Origin of the sequence: Corallococcus exiguus (assembly GCF_009909105.1) — a bacterium.
Taxonomy (GTDB): domain Bacteria; phylum Myxococcota; class Myxococcia; order Myxococcales; family Myxococcaceae; genus Corallococcus; species Corallococcus exiguus.
In genome coordinates this window covers 155,250-175,381 of sequence record NZ_JAAAPK010000008.1, presented here as the reverse complement: position 1 = coordinate 175,381, position 20,132 = coordinate 155,250, and the positions used below count along the sequence as shown (strand labels likewise).

Sequence of the window (20,132 nt, the reverse complement as noted above, 5' to 3'; positions counted from 1 at the left end):
CGCGTCAACAGCGCGAGCCTGCTGCCCAAGGGTCGTCCACTCAACGCAGCATGAGTCCCACTGCGGGGGCTGGGGTTTGGACCGGCGCCGCCGCTGTCTAGCTTGGTCCATCAGCCCCCCACCCCTGGACCCCCACCTTGGCGATTCCCTCTCGCACCGACGTGCGCCGCTCCACCGCCGCGCTCCTCGGCGCGCTCCTCGTCCTGACCTCCGCCTCCGCCCAGGCGCAGTCCGCGCCCACGCCGCTGGAGGACAACCGCACCATCACGCTGGGCTACATCGGCATCGCGTATGAGCTGGGCGGCATCATCGACCCCACGCTGCAACCCGGTGGCACCAGCAGCGTGCGTCCCAACTGGTTCACCTTCGCGCCGCATGCGTCCCAGGCCGGCGGCAAGGGCATGTACAGCGCGGCGCTCGCGCGGCACTTCATCAACACCGCGCGGCTTCAGCCTTCGCTGTCGCTGACGAACGCGCTGGACCGGCTGGGGCTGGACGGCGTGCTGCGCCTGCGGATCCAGGACCTGTCGCTCCGGCTCATCGCGCAGGGCCTGACGGTGGACGCTGCCACGGCCCTCAGTGTGCTGACGAGCGCGCTCAACGCCGGGGCGCTCGCGGACGTGCGCACCCTGCTGGCCACCGCGTCGCGCATGGGCACGCTGTACTGGAGCGCTCCGGGCGCGACGCCGCTCGACAAGGTGGAGGCCATCGTCATCACGCTGGAGCGCACGCTCCACGAAGGCAACCTCGCCATCTACAACGACATCGGCGGCTCAGCGCGTCTGTATCTGGACTGGCGCGCCGCCGCCACCGGGCCCATCACGCCCGCGCGCGTGCTCACCGAGTTCACCCTGGTGGACGCCAACAACGTGGAGGCACAGCAGGCGTATGCCTATGCCATCGCGCACGCGGAGGACTCGCCGCGCCCCACCCGCATGGATTTGATCTTCCCCGGCATGCCCTGGAAGAGCCTGCTCATCGCCGCGTTCGCGCTCTACGAGGACGCCCGGCTCGCGCCCACGCCCGCGCGCCGTGACGCGCTCGTCGCCATGGGCACCAACTTCGTCGCGTGGCGCGAACAGTACGACCAGGCCCAGCCCGTCTTCACGCCCGCGGGTTCGCCCTCCGACGAGGTGTCTCGCGCGGCCGTGCTCCAGATGCTGACGCCCTTCCTGATGACGGACTTCGGCACCGTGCGCTGGACCTACGCGGACTATGCGTATGCCCAACCGGACCGCGACGGAAACCCGCTCACCTCCCCTCCGTGCGAGTACAGCTGGGCGGACTTCTGGGATCGATGGAACGGAATCCTCTTCGCGTTCGACAAGGCCTATGCACGGCCCACCGAGTTGTGGGTCATGCCTGAACCCCTCATGGATCCGCTGGGCTGACAGACGGCCCGGACGCCCTGTGCGCTCGCTTGACGGGCGCGGGGGCCGTGCGGGAGCGTGCAAACCCGATGAGTCCCCTCCCCGGTGGTCCGTTCGAACCTGTTCGCCACGCATCCAAGGACGATGCGTCCTCACCGGGCACGGCCGCCGCGCGCACGCCGCGTGACGCGAATCAGCCCCCCGTTCCGGCCGACGAGGCCAGCATGTCCGCGCAGACCCGCTTGCAGGTCCTGCGGGAGATGATGGCCGAGGCGTTCCTGGCGCTCGACGCGCAGGGAATCATCCATGAGCTCAACCACCGCGCCGCGTCGCTGCTGGGCCTGCCGTATGGCACCTGCCAGGGCCTGACGCCGTGGGAAGCGCAGCCGATGCTGGCCGGCACGACGTTGCACGAGCGGCTGCTGGACGCGCTCACCACGCGCGAGCCCGCGCGCTTCCTGTCGGAGCTGCCGTCAGGCGTCTGGCTGGAGCTGTCCGTGCGGCCGGTGGGCGGCGAGACGTGGGTGCTGGCCACGGACATCACCCGCCGTCAGCGCGCGGAGACCGAGGTCACGCGCACCGAGGAGCGCTTCCGCCAGCTGGGCGAGCGGTTCCAGGTGGCGCTGGAGTCCGCGCAGATGGCGGTCTGGGAGACGAACCTCGTCACCGGGCAGGTGTTCCGCTCGGAGGGGCATGACCGGCTCTACGGCTACCCGCAGCTCCTGGCGGAGTGGACGCACGAGCAGTTCCTGGCGTCGCTGCATCCGGACGACCGTCCCGCGGTGGAAGCGCAGGTGACGGCCATCTTCCACAACGACGTGCTGTCGTATTCCTCCACCTTCCGCACGCACTGGCCGGACAACACCTGGCACTGGCTCATCAGCCGGTCGCGAGTCATCCGCGACGCGAACGGCAAGGTGATGGTGGTGCGCGGGGCCATCCTGGACATCACCGCGCTGAAGGAGACGGAGGAGGCGTTGCACGAGGCGGTGCGCACGCGCGACGACTTCCTGTCGGTGGCAAGCCACGAGCTGCGCACGCCGCTCACGTCGCTGCGCCTGCAGGTGGACCTGTTGCGGCGCATGGCCGAGTCGAAGGGCCACGAGCCCCTGGGCTCCGAGAAGGTCACGACGCGGCTGGACGCGGCGGACCGGCAGCTCAAGCGGCTGACGTCGCTGTTGGACAACCTGCTGGACGTGAGCCGCATCCGCACGGGCAAGCTGGACTTCGATCTGGCGAGCGACGACCTGGCGCCGGTGGTGCAGGACCTGGTGGCGCGCTTCGGGGACGAGGCGAAGCAGGCCGGGGTGGAGCTGGACGCGCGCGTGGAGGGCCCTGCGCCGTGCCGGTTCGACCGGCTCAAGCTGGAGCAGGTGCTGAGCAACCTCATTTCCAATGCGCTGAGATACGGACAGGGCACGCCGGTGAACGTGTCGCTGCGCCGTCAGGACGGACAGCTGCGGCTGACCGTGCGGGACGGCGGTCCGGGAGTCCCCGCCGCAGAGCGAGAGCGCATCTTCCAGCGCTTCGCCCAGGTGCAGGGCTCCGCGCGCACGGGAGGCCTGGGCCTGGGGCTCTACATCGTGCAGCAGATCGTGGAAGCGCACGGCGGCCGCGTCTGGGTGGAGGAAGCATCCGGCGGCGGCGCGGCGTTCATGGTGACGCTGCCGGTGGACGGCGCATAGGCGGGCTTCAGGGATCGAGCGACGCTTCCCCACTGTCGACGGGAAAGCCCAGCCGGAGGGGCTTCGTCTCGCCTTGCTTCAGGTCCACGAGCACGCGCATTGCCACCGGGCCGAACAAGCCATCGATGGCGAAGAAGGTGTAGCGGCCGGGAGGCAGCTGGCTGAAGGTGAGGTCCCACGGCCAGTTTTGAAACTCCGGCACATCCGGATCGTCCGACGGCCAATCCGTCGCGGCGGGATCGCGGGTGAATGCGGAGCGCTGGAGGGCTCGCAAGCCTCTGAACGTCTTCGGCATGTCCACATGGCCGGGAACGAGGAAGGTCTCCAGCCGTTCGCGTGAATCCGGGAAGTGGACCTGGAGCGCGCCCCCTCCAGTCCTCGGGACGAAGTCCCTGCGTTCGCGTTCGCGTGACGAGAGCGAGACGGGCTGGGGTGAGAAGACCAGCGGTGCGGGCCTTGGCCACGGAGCATCCCGGACCTGCTCCTCCGAAACGTGCACGAAGCACTCACGGCCCCCTGGAACGCGCAGCACGTAGTGGCCGGTTTCATCCGCTTGGGTGCGGGTATCGAGCCCGGCCTCGCAGCGCGCCCGGACCGTCACGCCCGCGAGCGGAACACGCGCCCCGTCCGTCACGAACCCCTGGAGCACCGCGTCCGCGGTCAACCGCAGCTCCACCTGGTCCTCGTGCGCTCCGACCGCGTACAAGGCCGTTCCGCCCTGCTCCTCGTTCACCCGGAGGAACATGGGGCGATGGGGCAGGCCCGCGAGACGGAAGCGCCCGGCCTTGTCCGTGCCATTCCCGCCCCCGGTGAATGCGTCGCGCGGGATCTGCAGGTCGTCGGGCTCCACCAGGTCGATGCGAGCATAGGGAGCCTGGGTTCGCCCATCTTCGTGGAACACCTGACCCCGAACGATGTGGCCGGGATCGAGCGTGATGTCAGGGACCGTCCGCTCCTCGTGCGCGTGCCCTTCGAATCGCAGGCGAACCGAGGCCATGTCCGGCGCGCCGATATAGAGGGTGTAGAGCCGCGAGGTTTCCGTGGCCCAGGCGAAGCGGCCTTCACGATTGGCCACCGTCCAACTGTGGATCCAGTACAGCGACAGGGGCTTCCCAACCGGATCGACGACACGGCCCACCAGACGGCCCGTCGGCTGGAACACCACGGGCCCGCCATTCGGGCCGGAAGGACCTTGTTCCGCGCGGCCCACGACCTGGTCCATCCCATCCGTGGACCTGAGCTCGAGCTTGTGGGGCCGGGCCAGGAGATGCATCAACTCGAAGCGCCCGTCCGGGTCGGTCCGGGTCTCGCATTCGCCCTTGAGGCCCCTGCCCTCTGGAGACTCGATCGCGATGGCCCGAAGCCGCAGGCCGGCCAGCGGTTTCCCGTCGGGAGTCACCGCCCGGCCTGTCCAGGGCCCCGCGGCGGCGCCTTCGAAGCTCGCCGTGACTTCGGACTTCTGTCCGGGATGGACCTCGACGTCCACGTCGCGGTCCCACCGGCACCCGGCGGCAGGCTCGTAGCCCGCCGTCACGCGGTAGCGCTGCGGCGCGAGTCGCAGATAGCGCAGTCCCTCAGGCGTCTGCTCGGACTCGCGCGAAACGTCGAGCCACCGATCGATGGACGTCAAGACGTTCGTGGCGTTCGGGACCCCGCGTCCCTCGGTGTCGACCACCCGCACGAGCAATGGCGAGCCTCGTCCCATCACGACGGTGAGCTCGGGCTGGGGCGTGATGATCTTCAACCGCCGCCAGGCCCACTCTTTCTTGGTGGAATAGAGCAGGCCTTCGCCCGCGGCCGCGCCCAGGAAGATGAACCGGCCCTGCGCATCACTGCGGGTTTCCACGACTGGGGCGCCGGCGTGTGAAGAAACAAACCGGAGCCGGACGTCGCTCACGGGCTTCCCCTCCGTATCCACCACGCGTCCGGAGAGTGGCACCGCGCGCGCCAGGGGCAGCTCCATCCGCGGCCTTGAATCCGGCGCGATCCGGAAGTCCGTGCGCGAGGTCGTCACGAAGCCCCGTGCCTGGACCTCGGCGACATACCAGCCCGGCTTCAGCGCAACGCGTCCCGTTCCGTGGGCGTCCGTCGTGCCGGGCAGTGCGTTGTCTCGCTTCAGATCCGCGCGCCAGACCTTCACCTGCGCGCCAGGAACAGGTTGCCCCTCCGGGTCCACGACCCGGAACATCCACGTCACGTCCTTCGCCGGTCCGGGCGTTTCCAATTCCGGACGCGTGCCCGCGCAAGCGAGCACCACGGCAACGATCCCCACCCAGCTCCATCGCATGGCGTGAAGCATACGCGATGGGTTCGCATCAGCGCATGAACGGCCTTCCGCCTCCGCGACCAGGACGCGCTGACTGGATGACGTGCACGCCGGTCCCGGTCAGCTCCACGGGGATGCGCAGGATCGCGTCCGCTCCGTCCATCTGGTCCCGGATGAAGACCGTGTAGTGCCCCAGGGGCAGATGACTGAAGCGGAAGTCCGCCCCCAACATGAAGTCGGGAACGAAGGACTCGTGCCCATCCTCCGACTCCCATGTGCTCGGCATCGGGTCGGATCCGAAACCAGCCCGCATCACGTCATCCAGCGCCTCGGGCGAGCGAGGCCAGGGAACGTCTCCCGGAAGCACGAACGCGGTGACGAACTCGCGAGATGCCTCGACGCGCACCTCCAGCGACACGGGCCCCTGACGGGGCTCGAAATCCAACGACTGCCGTGAGCCGGACGACACACGAAGCCGCGTCGAGGAGAAGGACACCGGAGGCGGCTGGGGCGGAAAAGGCGGCCGGATGTTCAGGGGGCTCCCTTCGGGATGCACGAAGCACTCGCGGTCTCCCGGGATGTTCATGGAGTAGAGGCCCGCCCCGTCGCTCCTGGAGCTCACCGTGAACCCACCTTCGCAGCGGACGTTCAGGCTCACCCCCGCCAGCGGAACCCGCGCCCCATCCGTCACGGAACCGTGCAGTTCCGCATGGGGAACGAGCCGCAACCGCACCGCCGTCTCATTCGGTTCGAGCGCATGGAGCACGGTCCCGTGTTCCTTCGAATCGACGCGCAGGAACTGGAGCCGGCCAGGCACATGCTTGAGTTCGAAGCGGCCCTCGGCGTCGGTCATCGCCCCCTGCGAGCGATAGGGTCCATGGCCGTCCAGGTCGAACTCCTCCACGAGCTCGACCTCCTGATGGGGCACGCCCGTGCGGCCGTTCCTCGCGAAGACACGGCCCTGGACGGTGCGGCCCTCCTCGAGGACGACGTCCGGGACCTGGAGCACTTCTCCTTCCCGCCCTTGCGCGCGCACGAGTGCGGGGGCGAATCCCAACACGTCGATGACCCACTGATAGGTGTGGGTCAAGTCCACGTATCGCACGTACTCGCCCCGCGGATTGTTCGGTGAGTGTCCGTTGACTTCGAAGAAGCCCACGGGCTGTCCATCCGGGCGCACGACACGGCCCTTCAGGCTTCCAGAGACTCTGCGGAACACCACCGCTTCACCCGTTCCTGAGGGAAGAGGACCTCTCGCCTCCCAGTCCTGGGCCCCTTCGGGGGCACCCAATGTCAGGACGCGCGGAGCCTTGAAGACGTGCGGAAGGGTGAAGGAGCCGTCCTGCCCCACGACGCCCTTGCACCAACCGCTCAAGCCCAGCCCCGGCGGCTCTTCATGCCCCCCCCAGGCAGTCACTGTCCCGTGGTCAAGCGCCTTGCCGTTGGCATCCACGGCCCGCCCTCGCCAGGGTCCAGCGTCATGAAGGCCTTCGAAGCTCACCGTCGCTTCCGCCTGCTGGCCTGGAAGGACCTGGACCGCGATGCTGCGAGTCCACTCACAGCCGGGCACGGGAGTGTACCTGCCGGAGATGCTGTAGCGCCCTGAGGGAAGCTGCTGGAAGACGGTGGTATCTTGCGCCTCCTCCGGGGACAGCTCGTCGGGGCTCATGTCATCCATGGACACGAAGTCATCCATGGACGAGATGGAGAAAGGCCCTCCAGGCAATGGCTGTCCATCGGGCCCGCGCACCTGAACGCGCAACGAGCCGAGCCCACCCATCACCACCACCAGCTCCGGCGCGGGCGCCACGAGCTCCAACCGCGTCGGACTCCACTTGTACTTCTCCGCCTGAAGCATCACGCGTCCAGCGGGAACACCGTCGAAGCGGAAGCGCCCTTCCGCATCGCTCACGGTCTTCGGCGCGGACACGGTTTCGTTGGAGCGGCTGAGTCGAAGCGTGGCCCACGCGATGGGCTTCCCTCCCGCATCCACCACGCGCCCGGCGATTGGCGCCGCTCGCTCCAGCGTCACGTCCAGACGCGCCTTTCCGGTGACGGGGACCCGTGCATCCGTGCGGGTCACGCTCACGAAGCCCGCCGCCTCCGCCTGGAGGACATACCAGCCCGGCATCACCTGAAGCCGCGCCGTCCCCGTCGCATCCGTGGTGCCCGACCTGATGACCAGGCTCCCGCGATCCGCGCCGCGTGCCACCAGCGCCACGCCGGGCACGGGTTGCCCGGCCGGATCCACCGTGCGGACGGTGAACGCCACCTCCTCCACGGGCCATCGGGTCTTCGTTTGCACCGGACGCGGCGCCTCCGCGCACGCGAGCACCACCGCCAAGAGCCCCACCCAGCTCCATCGCATGCCCCGCAGGTTAGCAGGGACTGGCGCGGATACGGCGCCGGCATCAATCCATGAGCAGCGCCCCTCCACTCTCCAGGGGGAAGCGGAGCGGAAGGGACTTCGTCTCCTCGCGGATCAGGTCCACCGGCACGCGCAGGACCGCGAACGCAGTGTCCTGGGGTTCGACGACGAAGAGCGTGAAGCGCTTCCCCGGTAGGCGGCTGAACGTGAAGTTCTTCTGCAGGAATTGATATCCGGGCACGTCCGGATCATCCGAACGCCAGGTGAGTGAAGGCGGGTCGATGCTGAAGGCGGATCGCTGGAGCGCTTTCAGCTCCGCGAAGTTCTTCGGCATGCGCGCATTGCCAGAGACAAGGAACGGCTCCAGTCGTTCACGCGGCTCGGGGAAGTGAACACGGAGCGTGGCGCCAGCACTTCGGGGCACGAAGTCCGTGCGCTCACGCTCACGCGGGGAGAGCACCACGGGCTGGGGCGAAAAGACGAGCGGCGGAGGCCTGGGCCAGGGCGCTCGATCCCGGAGATGCTCCTCTGAAGCATGCACGAAGCAATCCCGGTCCGCGGGAACACGGAGCACGTAGTGGCCGGCTTCGTCGGTCTTGGCGCGAGCATCGAGCCCGGCCTCGCAACGCACCTGCACTGTCACCCCCGCGAGAGGAACCCGCGCGCCATCCGTCACGAAGCCTTCGAGCGTTCCGTCGGGTTTCAGCGTGAGGTCCACCCGGTCCTCGCCGGGCCCGAGCGCGTACAGGATCGTCCCGGCCTTCTCGTCATTCACCCGAAGGTATTGCCGTCGCCGGGGCACGCGGTCGAACCGGAAGCCGCCGGCCATGTCGGCGGGAAGCGCATGGGGAAAGTACGAACGCCGGATGTCCACATCGTCGGGGTCCACCAGTTCGACCCTGGCTTGGGGCACCGGGGTGAGGCCATCCGCCTCGACGACCCGCCCCACCACGGAGTGCCCGGCGTCGAGCATGATGTCCGGGACCGTCCTCACCTCATGTTCGCGGCCTTCGACACGCACGCGCGTCGGAGCCATGTTCGGAGCACTGGCGATCAGCGAGTAGGTGCGAGACGCCCACAGCTCCCGGCTGAAACGACCTTCGGGTTCGGTAAAGGATGCCCAATCGACGCTGTACTCGGGCACAGGCTTTCCGTCGGGCCCGAGGACCCGTCCCACCAGCGTGCCAGGCGAGCGGAACACCACGGGTCCGCCCTTCATGTCGGAAGGCGCTTGTTCCGCCACGCCGATCAGCCGGAGAGCTGCCTGGGTTCGGAGCTCGAGCTTGTGAGGCCGCGCCAGGGCACCCAACCACTCGAAGCTTCCGTCCGGGGCGGTGAGGGTCTCGCACTCGCCTCCGGGCCCCTTGTCCTCCGGAGCCTTGAGCGCCGTGGCGAGCAGTCGCAGGCCGGCCAGCGGCTTGCCGTCAGGCGTCACCGCCCGGCCCATCCAGGGGCCCGCACGGGCGACATCCTCGAAGCTCACGGTGACATCGGCCTGCTGCCCGGGAAGGACTTCGACGTCCACGCTTCGCTTCCACCAGCAACCGGCGTGAGGAACGTAGACAGCCGTCACGCGATAGCGCTGCGCCGCGAGTCGCAGGTGGACGGTCCCCTCGGGCGTTCGCTCTGACTCGTGCGAGAGGTCGACCCCCCGGTCGATGGGGCTCACGAAGCTCGATGATTTCGAGGCCACGTGTCCGTCGATGCCGAGCACCCGCACGAGCAATGACGAGCGCCGGCCCATCACGACGGTGAGCTCGGGCTGGGGCGTGAGGACCTTCAACCGCTGCCAGCTCCACTCCTCCTTGTCGGAATAGAGCAACCCCTCGCCAGCGCTCACACCCTGAAGGGTGAAGTGGCCCTGCGCATCACTGGTGGTTTGCACGACCGGGGCGGCGACGCTGGAAGAGACAAACCGGAGCCGGACGTCGCTCACGGGCTTCCCCTCCGCATCCACCACCCGTCCGGAGAGAGGCACCGCGTGAGCCAGGGACAGCGCCATCCGGGGCTTGGATTCCGGCGCGATCCGGATGTCCGTGCGGAATGCCGTCACGAAGCCCCGGGCCTGGGCCTCGGCGGCATACCAGCCAGGCTTCAGGATGCGGGCTCCCGTCCCCTGTGCATTCGCGGTGGCAAGCAGCGCGCTCTCTTGTGACAGATCCGCGCGCCAGACCTTCACCCGCGCACCGGGGACAGGTTGCCCCTCCGGATCCACGACCCGGAACATCCACGTCACGTCCTTCGCCGGTCCGGGCGTTTCCAATTCCGGACGCGTGCCCGCGCAAGCGAGCACCACGGCAACGAGCCCCACCCAGCTCCATCGCATGCCCCACAGGTTAGCAGGGCGTGACGCTGCCGTGGACGGAGTGCATGCGGGCTTCAGGGCACGAGCAGCGTCCCCCCACTGTCGGCGGGAAAGCCGAGACGGAGGGACTTCATCTCGCCCTGCTTCAGGTCCACGGGCACGCGCAGAACCGACGGTCCAAACTCCCCATCGACGGCGAAGAAGGTGTAGCGGCCGGACGGCAGGTGGCTGAAGGCGAAGTCCGTGCGCCAGAAGTAAGCCCCCGGCACATCAGGATCCTCCGGCGGCCATTTCCTCGCGGCGGGATCGCTGGTGAATGCGGAGCGCTGGAGGATCCGCATGGCTCCGTACGTCTTCGGCATGTCCACATCGCCGGGAACGACGAAGGTCTCCAGCTTCTCGCGTGGCTCCGGGAATTGGACCCGGAACGCGCCCCCTCCGTCCCTCGGGGCGAAGTCCCTGCTTTCGCGCTGGTGTGGCGAAAACGAGACGGGCTGGGGTGAGAAGACCAGCGGCGCGGGCCGGGGCCACTGGGCATCCCGGAGCGGCTCATCCGAAACGTGCACGAAGCACTCGCGCTCCCCCGGAACGCGCAGCACGTAGTGGCCTGCGTCATCCGTCGTGGTGCGGGTGTCGAGCCCGGCCTCGCAGCGCGCCCGGACGGTCACGCCCGCGAGCGGAACGCGCGCCCCATCCGTCACGCCCCCCTGGAGCACCGCGTCCGCGGTCAGCCGCACCTCCACCTGGTCCTCGTGAGCTCCGACCTCGTACAAGGCCGTTCCGCCCTGCTCGTCAGTCACCCGGAGGAACTGGGGGCTTCGGGGCAGCTGTTCGATTTGGAAGCGGCCCGCATTGTTCGCTTCACGCGTCGCACGGTGCTCGTCGCGCGGGGTCTCCAGGTCGGCGGGGTCCACCCGCTCGACGCGGGCATGGGGAACCCATGTGCGCCCATCTTCATGGAACACCCGGCCCACGACGGCGTGACTGGGTTCGAGCGTGATGTCAGGGAGCGTCAGTTCCTCGTGCGCGCGAGCTTCGACTCGCAGGCGGACCGGGGCCATGCCCTGCGCTCCAATGAACAGGGAATAGGGACGCGAGGTGTCCGTGGTCCAGGCGAAGCGGCCGTCGCGATTGGCCACCGGATTTCCCTGGAGGATGTACTCCTGCATGGGCTGCCCATCCGGTTGGAGGACGCGGCCCAGGAGCGCGCCAGGAGGCTGGAACACCACGGGCCCTCCATTGGGGCCGGAAGGTGCTTGTTCCGCGACGCCCATCTTCCGGCGAAGCCCATCCATGGACCCGAGTGCGAGCTTGTAGGGCCGAGCCAGGGGATGCCTCAACTCGAAGCGTCCGTCTTCGTCTGTCGTCGTCATGCATTCGCCCAAGAGCTCCCCGCCCTCCGGGGTCTTGAGCGCCGTGGCCCTCAGACTCATGCCAGCCAGCGGTTTCCCGTCGGGAGTCACAGCCCGGCCCGTCCAGACTCCCGCACTGGAGACGCCTTCGAAGCTCACCGTGAATTCAGCCTGCTGTCCGGGAGGGACGTCGACGTCCACGGTGCGGTCCCACCGGCATTCAGCCGCAGGAGCGTAGCTGGCCGACACGCGATAGCGCTGCGCCGGGAGTCGCAGGTGGCGCGTTCCCTCAGCCGTTTGCTCGGACGCGTGCGAGATGCCGACATTCCGGTCGATGGGCCTCACGAAGCTACGGGAGTTCGGGACCACGCGGCCCTCGGGGTCGACCACCCGTACGAGCAATGACGAGTGTTGGCCCATCACGATGGTGAGTTCGGGCTGGGGAGTGACGACCTTCAAGCGGTGCCAGCTCCAATCCGCCTTGCTGGCATAGAGCAGGCCCTCGCCCGCGGCCACGCCCTGGAGGGTGAACTGGCCCTGCGTGTCACTGGAGGTTTGCACGAGCGGGGTGGCGACGGAGGAAGAGACAAACCGGAGCCAGACGCTGTTCAGCGGCTTTCCCTCCGTGTCCACCACGCGTCCGGAGAGTGGCACCGTGCGCGCCAGGGCCAGCTCCATCCGCGGCCTCGAATCCGGCGCGATCCGGATGTCCGTGCGGAATGCCGTCACGAAGCCCCGGGCCTGGACCTCCGCGGCATACCGGCCCGGCTTCAGCGCAACACGTCCGGTCCCCTTTGCGTCCGTCATGCCGGGCAGCGCGTTGTCTTGCGACAGCTCCGCGCGCCAGACGTTCACCCGCGCACCGGACACGGGCTGTCCCTCCGGGTCCACGACCCGGAACACCCATGTCACTTCATTCGCCGGTCCGGGCGTTTCCAACTCCGGACGCGTGCCCGCGCAAGCGAGCACCACGGCAACGAGCCCCACCCCGCTCCATCGCATGGCGTGAAGCATACGCGATGGGTTCGCATCAGCGCGTGTAGAGCCTTCCGCCCTCCCGAGCGGGCCGCTTCGAATCGACGGCATGCACGCCGGCCCGGGCCAGGTCCACGGGGATGCGCAGGAGTTCATCGAGCCCGTTCTCCTCCTCGCGGATGAAGAGCGTGTAGCGCCCGAGGGGCAGCCTCCTGAAATCGAACCGCGCTCCTGACAGGAAGCTGGGGACGATCCCGGACTCCCCGTCCTCCGACTCCCATGCGTTCTGCCACGGCTCGGGTTCAAAGCCGGCCCGGAGGAGTTCATCCAGGGCTTCCGGTGAGCCCGGCCACGGAACGTCCCCCGGCAGGATGAACGCCGTGACGAACTCGCGGGATGCCTTGACGGTCACTCGCAGGTGGGCGGGCCCCTGCCTTGGCTCGAAGTCCAACCGGTGCTGCGAAGCCGGAGCCAGATTGATCAGCCGCGGCGAAAAGGACACCCGTGGCGGCCGGGGCCTCGGCCTGACGTTCAGGAGACTCGCTTGGGCGTGCATGAAGCACGGGCGATTCGCCGGAACGCTCACCGAGTAATGGCCCACGGCGTCGGTTCTGGCGTCCACCTTGAAGCCACCTTCGCAGCGCAGCTCCAGGTTCACCCCGGCCAGGGGAACCCGAGCCCCCACCGTCACGGAGCCCTCGAGTTGCGCAGCCGGCACGAGCCGCAGCTGCACCGACACCTCATCGGATTCGAGCCCACGGAGGACGGTCCCCTGCCCTTTCACGTCCACGCGTAGGAACTGGCGGCGACCGGCGACGTGATCGAACCGGAAGTGCCCGTCCGCGTCCGTCGTTGCCTTGTGAGGCCGGCGCATCCATCGGGTCTCCAGGTCGAAGACCTCCACGAGTTCGACCTCCTGCCCGGGCACCCCCGTCTTGCCATCCTCCGCGACGACGCGCCCGTGGACGGCGCGGCCCACATCGAGGACGACATCCGGGACGGTGAGGATTTCGTGCGCACGCCCCTCCGCGCGCACGAGCGCGGGCGCGAAGCCCTCCGCTTCGATGACCCACTGGTACGTGTGTGACGACGGGACGTTGTGTTCGTATTCGCCACGCGGATCCTCTTCGGAATACGAGCGGATCTTGAAGTGCGCCTGGGCTTGCCCGTCCGGCCGCAGGACGCGTCCCTTCAGCAATCCGATGCCGGAGCGGAACATCACCGGCTCCCCCGTTCCCGCGGGAAGCGGCCCGTCGGCCAACATGCCCATGGACGGGTGGGTGGCCGTCCATTCCAGGCTCACCGGAGCCTTGAACACGTGCGGAAGGGCGAAGGACCCATCCGGCCCCGGACGGACGTCGCACCGGCCATGCATGCCCACGTCATCCAGCGATCCATTCTCCAGCCAGGCTTTCACCACCCCCGGGGCAAGGGCCTTCCCCCTGGCATCCACGGCCACGCCTCGCCAGGGGCCAACATCCTGGACGCCCTCGAAGCTCACCGTCGCTTCCGCCTGCTGGCCCGGAAGGACCTGGACCTCGATGCCTTGAGTCCACAAACAGTCGCCGGACGCGGGAGCGTATCTACCGGAGACGCGGTAGCGCCCGGCGCGAAGTTTCTGGAAGACGGTGGCGTCGGACCTCTTCTCCGGGAACAGCTCGAAGAACTGCTCCTCATCCTCGGGGAAGATCCAGGCGGCAGACGACAGTTTGCCATCGGGCCCGCGCACCTGGACTCGCAGCGAACCCAGTCCGCCCATCACCACCGTCAACTCCGGCTGTGGCGTTGCGAGCTCCAGCCGAGTGGGACTCCACTCATCCTTCTCCGCGAGAAGCTTCACGGTCCCCGCGGGCACGCTGTCGATGCGGAAGCGTCCGTCCGCATCGCTTTCGGTGCTCAGCGCTGAGTCCTCATCCCCGGACAGGGTGAGCTGAAGTCGAGCCCCCGCGACGGGCCGTCCTTCCAGATCCACCACGTGTCCCGCGAACGGCACCGCACGCTTCAGCGTCAGCTCGAGCCGGGCCTCCGATCCAGGAGCAATCCGCGCGTCCATCTCGAGCGTTCGCACGAAACCCGGCGCCTCCGCCTGGAGGACATACCAGCCCGGCATCACCCGAAGCCGCACCGTCCCGGCCGCGTCGGAAGTACCCGACCGGGAGATCAGGCTCCCCTGGTCCGCGCGGCGCACCACCAGCGCCACACCGGGCACGGGCTGCCCGGTGGGATCCACGGTCCGGACGGTGAACGCCACCTCGTCCACGGGCCATCGGGTCTTCTTCGGCACCGGACGCGGAGCCTCCGCGCACGCGAGCACCACCACCCAGAGCCCCACCCAGCTCCATCGCATGGCACGAAGCATACGCGATGGACTCACGTCAGCGCGTGTACGGCCTTCCGCCTCCGAGACCGGGGCGCTCGGACCGGATGATGTGCACGTCGGTTCCAGTCAGCTCCACGGGCATGCGAAGGACCGCATCCGCTCCATCAATCGCATCCCGGATGAAGACCGTGTAGTGCCCCAGGGGAAGATGGCCGAAGTGGAAGACCGCCCCCCACATGAACGAGGGAGTGAAGCCGTCGTCATCATCTTCCGGGTTGAAGCCGGCCCGGATGAGCGCATCCAATGATTCGGGCGAGCGGGGCCACGGAACGTCTCCTGGCAGCACGAACGCAGTGACGAACTCGAGGGATGCCTCGACGCTCACCTTCAGCGAGGCAGCGCCTTGGCGAGGCGTGGGGTCCAGCGCATGGCGCGAGCCGGGCGCCAGACGAACCCGCGTCGGAGAGAAGGACACCGGAGGCGGCAGGTGCCCATCCCGGACATTCAGAGGGCTCACGACGGGATGCACGAAGCACTCGCGGTCTCCCGGGATGTTCATGGAGTAGAGGCCCGCCTGGTCCGTTCCCGTGTTCATCTTGAAGCCACCTTCGCAGCGGACATGCAGGCCCACTCCCGCCAGCGGAACCCGTGCGCCATCCGTCACGGAGCCATGCAGCTCCGCGTTGGGAACGAGCCGCAACCGCACCGCCGACGCATCGGGTTCGAGCGCCTGGAGCACGGTCCCCTGGTCCTTCGCATCCACGCGCAGGTACTGGAGCCGGCCCGCCACATGCTCGAATTGGAAGCGCCCCTCGGCGTCGGTCCTCGCCGCCCGCGGGCGATTCGACCGATGCCCGTCCAGGTCGAACGTCTCCACGAGCTGGACCTCTTGATGGGGCACGCCCGTGCGACCGTTTCTCGCGAAGACGCGGCCCTGCACGGTGCGGCCCTCGTCGAGCACGACGTCCGGAACCTGGAGCTCTTCCCCCACCTGCCCCTGTGCACGCACAAGGGCGGGAGCGAATCCCAACACATCGATGACCCACTGATAGGTGTGGTTCATCCACACGCCCTGCACGTACTCGCCCCGTTGATTCCCCGGAAAGTATCCGTCGACTTCGAAGTAGCCCACGGGCTGCCCATCCGGGCGCACCACACGGCCCTTCAGAGTCCCGCCCTCCGGAGGAAACACCAGCGCTTCGCCCGTCCCCGCCCCGAGCGCGCCCTTCAACATCCGCGTTGGTGACGGTTTGTCGGAGTCCCAGACCACCTGGACCGGAGGCGCGACGACACGTGAAAGAGAGAAGGAGCCATCCGGCTCCACGCGGGCTTCGCACCTTCCGCGCAGACCGAGTGCATCCTCTCCGTGATCCCCCATCCAGGCCATCACCCGTCCACCGCCAAGCGCCCTTCCCTTGTCGTCGACAGCACGCCCGCGCCAGGGCCCGAACCCCTCGATCCCTTCGAAGCTCACCGTCGCTTCCGTCTGCTGCCCCGGAAGCACCTGGACTTCGATGACACGTTCCCACTCGCATCCCACCGAGGGCTCGTATCGACCCGAGACGTGGTAGCGACCGGCGGGAAGGTTCAGGAACAAGATGCCCTCGGGCACCTGAATCGGGCTCTTCGTCATCGGACGCTCGCCTTCCTCCTCGAGTGAGATCCACACGGAAGGCTCGGGCAGTCGATGCTGTTGGGGATCCAGCACCCGGACCCGCATCTTGCCGAGTCCCCCCATCACCACCGTCAACTCCGGTGCGGGCGCCGCGAGCTTCAGCCGCGTCGGACTCCAAGCGTCCTTCTCCGCGCGAAGCGTCACCGCTCCGGCGGGAACGCCGTCGAAGTGGAAGCGCCCTTCCGCATCGCTCTCGGTCGGCGGGACGGCCACGTCTTCGTTCGCGAAGCGGAGTTCAAGCCGAGCCCCCGCGACGGGCCGTCCTTCCAGGTCCACCACGCGACCGGCGACGGGCGCGGCGCGCTCCAGCGTCACGTCCCAACGAACCTCCTCACCGAAAGGAACCCGCGCATCCGTGCGGGTCACGCTCACGAAGCCGGGCGCCTCCGCCTGGAGGACATACCAGCCCGGCATCACCTGAAGCCGCGCCGTGCCGGTCGCATCCGTGGTGCCTCCCCTGGCGACGGAGGACCCTCGATCCGCGCGGCGCGCGACCAGGGACACTCCTGGAACCGGTTGGTTCGCCGCATCCACGACGCGGACGCTCACCGGCACCTCTTCCTGAGGCCAACGCTTCAGCACCGGACGCGGCGCTTCCGCGCACGCGAGCACCACGGCCAAGAGCCCCACCCAGCTCCATCGCATGCCCCGCAGGTTAGCAGGCCATCGTGAGGCACGGCTCCGTCAGTGAACGAAGTGCACGCCCCCCACCACGGCGCGCTTCGTCTCGAACCTGTGGACGCCAGGCTCCGTGAGGTTCACGGGGTAGCGGAGCACGAAGACCCCGTTACGGCTTCCGAGCACGAACACCGTGTAGCGCCCCAGAGGCAGCTGGCTGAACCGGGGCTCACCCCAGGCGCGATAGAACCAGTTCTCGACCTGGCGTTCCGGGCGCTGCTCGGCGGGGGCCGAATCCGGTTCGGCAGCGGAGGCAATCAGCGCGTTCATGGCCTCCGCCGTCGACGGCATCGGAACATCCCCTGGCACGAGGATGACCCGATCCCACTCGCCCGCATCCGGAAACGAGACCTGCACGGCAGCGGGCCCCGTGCGCGGCCGCAGCTCCACCCGGACCGTCTCTCCTGGACGGCCACTGTTGAATCGCAAGGGCCAGAAGACGCGCAGCGGGGGCATGGGCCAACCGCCTGGGTCTTTGTATTGATAGACACTCAAGACACACTCGCGCTCCGGGACGACCGACAAGCTGAACCGTCCCTCCGCGTCGGTGACGGGCACCCGGTCGGGATAGACCTCGCACCCCGTCATCAGGCTGAGGCCCTGCAAGGGGCGCCCCACTTCATCCACCATCGTGCCAGCCAGCGTGGCCTCCGGACTGAGCCGCATCGTCACCTCCTCCACGTCCGCGCCCAACGGCTGTGAGGCCGTTCCATCTTCTTCCGTCTCCGCATCGAGGATGAACGGCTCGCGCGGCACGTTCTCCAGCACGTCGCGGCCATCGGCATCCACGATCCGGAACGTCTGGAACCAGGAGAACGTCGACTCGCGCCCGGGCAACGGATGCAGGTCCATTCTTCCCTTCGACACGGCCGGCTGCCCATTCTCCCGCACGAGCCGGACGCGCACGGTGCGGCCTGCTTCCAAACTCACGTCTGGCAGGGCGGTCCGTTCCTCCCGGGGATCTACCCGCATGCGCGTGCTCGCGAGTCCCTCCGCCTCGAAAACCAGGCCCGCGGGCCCAGGGCCTTCCAGGGTGTACCGATAGCGCCCCTCCGGATCCTCGTAGGTATCCGAGTTCACCTTGAAACGGGTCAGGGCCTTTCCATCCGGTCCCAGCACGCGTCCCTCCACGAAGGGCCTGGGACGCCGCTCCAGCAACACGTCCTTGGCCTCCGGACCGAACTCGACCTTCACGATCCCGCTGGAGACCTCCACGCGAACAGGTCCCCGCGGCAGGTGTTCCAACGTGAAGCGCCCCTGCGCGTCGGTCCGGGTGGAGTCCTCGCTCGCGAAGGCGTCCTTCTTCGGATCACCCGATGAGGCGCTCAGCCACACGTCCGCCACGGGCCGTCCGCTGGCGTCGATGACGCGGCCCCGAAGCGGTGCGCGTTCCACCACACCCTCGAAGCGGAGCGCCAGCTCGCGAGTCTGCCCCGCCACGACCTCCACCTCCGAGGACGTGCTCCACTCCGCGTTTCCATCCAGCGGATGCGTGAACGTCACCCGGTAGCGCCCTGCCTCCAGGCCCCGGTACATCCGGGCGTCCTTCACGTGCTCATCGATCCAGGCGCCCTCCTTCGCCACGGGATCGAGCGCCTTGACCTCCACCCTTGGCGAGCCCACCGGACGGCCCTTCGGATCGAAGGCCGTCACCCGCAGCGTGCCCTGCTCGCGCAGGATGAGTTTCAGCTCCGAAGGTCGCGCGTCATATGCCCACCGCTCGTCGCTGTAGCCCTTGCGCCGCGCCAGCAGCACGCCTGGACCGGGCCCCATGCCTTCGAACTGGAAGGTTCCGTCCGGGTTCCCCACGAGGTCCAACCGGGGCGCCGTCGTGTCCGCGGGAATCCATGAGAGCGACACGGCTCGAATGGGCTGATCCGCGCCGTCCACCACGCGCCCGGGGACCGACTTGGAGGAACGGAGCGTCATCGTCACGGTCGCCGGGTGTTCGCGCCCGAACCGCACGTCCGGATCCACGAAGGTCTGGTAGCCCAAGGCCTCGGCGGTGAAGACGTACCAGCCGGGAGGCACCGTCAGTCCGGTCTTCCCCTGGGCATCCGTCATGCCCCAGATCACCTCGGGATGATCCGCCATGGCCTCCCGGATCCGGAACTCGATGTGGGGCAGCGGCCTGCCCTCCGCATCCTTCGCCAGCACCGTGAGCAGCGCGGACGCGGGCGCGGCCTCGGTGCGCGCCACCTCGGACACGGACACCGGCCTCTGATTCGACGTGCCCGCGCACGCGAGCATCCCCACCACGAGCCCCATCTGGCTCCATCGCATGCGCGCAAGGTTAGCAGGCGCGCATGAACGCCAGACAGGCCCTCAGCCGAAGCGCTCGCGGAAGGTGCTCAGGTTTGGCCCCTTCCCACCGCGCTCGTACACCGCGAACACCACGCGGCTGAACGCGCCCGCCATCGTGGACAGCCCTCGCGCGAAGGCCTCCGCCGCGTCGTGCGGGTTGTTGCGGAACGCGCCGCAACCCCATGCGCCCAGGATGATCGTGCGGTGCCCATGGTGCGCCGCCACCTGCAACACCTTGAGCGCCCTCGCGGCCAGCACTTCGCGCAGCTTCTGCGCGACCTCCGGATCCTTCGCCGGCAACTCCCGCGCGTTGGGCGCGGGCGCCGTCAGCACCGACACGGAGAACGGCCGATCCAGCAGGTCGTAGTGCTCGTTGCGGAAGAACGGCACGTCCGGCGAATAGATGAAGTGATCCGTGTACAGCGGCGAGCGCAGCTTGCGGTTCACGTCATAGTACTCCGGCCACTTCAACAGGCACGGGTACAGCGCCGAGCACCGCGCCAGGTCCTCCTCCTGCGCCTTCGCGCCCGTGAGGAAGCCGCCGCCCGGGTTCACCGCCGACGCGAAGTTGAGCGCCAGCACCCGCCGCTCACCCTCCTGCTCCACCAGCCGGCGCGCGGCGTCGCCCGTCTTCTCTGGCGTCACCTCGATGGTGAAGCCCGGCACCGGCGCGGGCCGCGTGAGGTGTTCGAAGTCACCGGGGCGCACCAGCACGGTGCCCTCGACCGCGCGCGACACCGCGTCGCGAATGGACACCTCCCGCCCGGACAGCGGCACGTAGGTGCCTTGATCCAGGATGTGAAGGGTCTCGTCCGCGACGCGGTTCAGCGACAT

The 20,132-nt window shown here is 68.5% G+C and carries 10 protein-coding genes; 2 read left to right on the top strand and 8 right to left on the bottom strand.

Annotated features, from left to right (window positions below; all coding sequences use genetic code 11):
* The first annotated feature begins 137 nt into the window (after positions 1–137).
* Entirely contained in the window at positions 138–1,391 is a 1,254-nt protein-coding gene (locus GTZ93_RS27025; protein ID WP_139919508.1) for a hypothetical protein, read from the top strand.
* Between the two features lie 203 nt (positions 1,392–1,594).
* Positions 1,595–3,055 (top strand): sensor histidine kinase, encoded by a 1,461-nt coding sequence (locus GTZ93_RS27020; protein ID WP_139919507.1) that lies wholly within the window; start codon positions 1,595–1,597, stop codon positions 3,053–3,055.
* 7 nt (positions 3,056–3,062) lie between these two features.
* Here the strand turns inward: GTZ93_RS27020 and GTZ93_RS27015 are convergent, their stop codons facing one another.
* From GTZ93_RS27015 to GTZ93_RS26980, 8 genes are all read right to left on the bottom strand, one after another.
* On the bottom strand, positions 3,063–5,327 hold the full coding sequence (locus GTZ93_RS27015) for a carboxypeptidase-like regulatory domain-containing protein (protein ID WP_257979274.1): 2,265 nt from the start codon (positions 5,325–5,327) through the stop codon (positions 3,063–3,065).
* 43 nt (positions 5,328–5,370) lie between these two features.
* Positions 5,371–7,689, bottom strand: coding sequence for a carboxypeptidase-like regulatory domain-containing protein (locus GTZ93_RS27010; RefSeq protein WP_139919505.1), 2,319 nt, complete (start codon positions 7,687–7,689; stop codon positions 5,371–5,373).
* Positions 7,690–7,732: 43 nt separating this feature from the next.
* Positions 7,733–10,000 (bottom strand): carboxypeptidase-like regulatory domain-containing protein, encoded by a 2,268-nt coding sequence (locus GTZ93_RS27005; protein WP_257979272.1) that lies wholly within the window; start codon positions 9,998–10,000, stop codon positions 7,733–7,735.
* A 68-nt stretch (positions 10,001–10,068) separates the two neighbouring features.
* Entirely contained in the window at positions 10,069–12,348 is a 2,280-nt protein-coding gene (locus tag GTZ93_RS27000; RefSeq protein WP_257979271.1) for a carboxypeptidase-like regulatory domain-containing protein, read from the bottom strand.
* Between the two features lie 28 nt (positions 12,349–12,376).
* A complete protein-coding gene (locus GTZ93_RS26995; protein WP_139919503.1) occupies positions 12,377–14,668 on the bottom strand; it encodes a carboxypeptidase-like regulatory domain-containing protein in 2,292 nt (763 codons plus the stop codon).
* A 28-nt stretch (positions 14,669–14,696) separates the two neighbouring features.
* Complete coding sequence (locus GTZ93_RS26990; RefSeq protein WP_257979270.1) at positions 14,697–16,946, bottom strand: carboxypeptidase-like regulatory domain-containing protein; 2,250 nt, start codon at positions 16,944–16,946, stop codon at positions 14,697–14,699.
* Positions 16,947–17,000: 54 nt separating this feature from the next.
* Positions 17,001–19,277 carry a carboxypeptidase-like regulatory domain-containing protein gene (locus GTZ93_RS26985; RefSeq protein ID WP_161663094.1) on the bottom strand — a complete coding sequence of 759 codons (2,277 nt, stop codon included), beginning with the start codon at positions 19,275–19,277 and terminating at the stop codon, positions 17,001–17,003.
* Between the two features lie 42 nt (positions 19,278–19,319).
* Positions 19,320–20,132 (bottom strand): TIGR02452 family protein, encoded by an 813-nt coding sequence (locus GTZ93_RS26980; RefSeq protein WP_139919500.1) that lies wholly within the window; start codon positions 20,130–20,132, stop codon positions 19,320–19,322.

Coding starts and splice junctions, on each gene's coding strand:
- GTZ93_RS27010 (WP_139919505.1), bottom strand. CDS start 7,689: ATGCGATGGAGCTGGGTGGGGCTCTTGGCGGTGGTGCTCGCGTGCGCG.
- GTZ93_RS26980 (WP_139919500.1), bottom strand. CDS start 20,132: ATGTCGCTGAACCGCGTCGCGGACGAGACCCTTCACATCCTGGATCAA.
- GTZ93_RS26985 (WP_161663094.1), bottom strand. CDS start 19,277: ATGCGATGGAGCCAGATGGGGCTCGTGGTGGGGATGCTCGCGTGCGCG.
- GTZ93_RS27000 (WP_257979271.1), bottom strand. CDS start 12,348: ATGCGATGGAGCGGGGTGGGGCTCGTTGCCGTGGTGCTCGCTTGCGCG.
- GTZ93_RS27020 (WP_139919507.1), top strand. CDS start 1,595: ATGTCCGCGCAGACCCGCTTGCAGGTCCTGCGGGAGATGATGGCCGAG.
- GTZ93_RS26995 (WP_139919503.1), bottom strand. CDS start 14,668: ATGCGATGGAGCTGGGTGGGGCTCTGGGTGGTGGTGCTCGCGTGCGCG.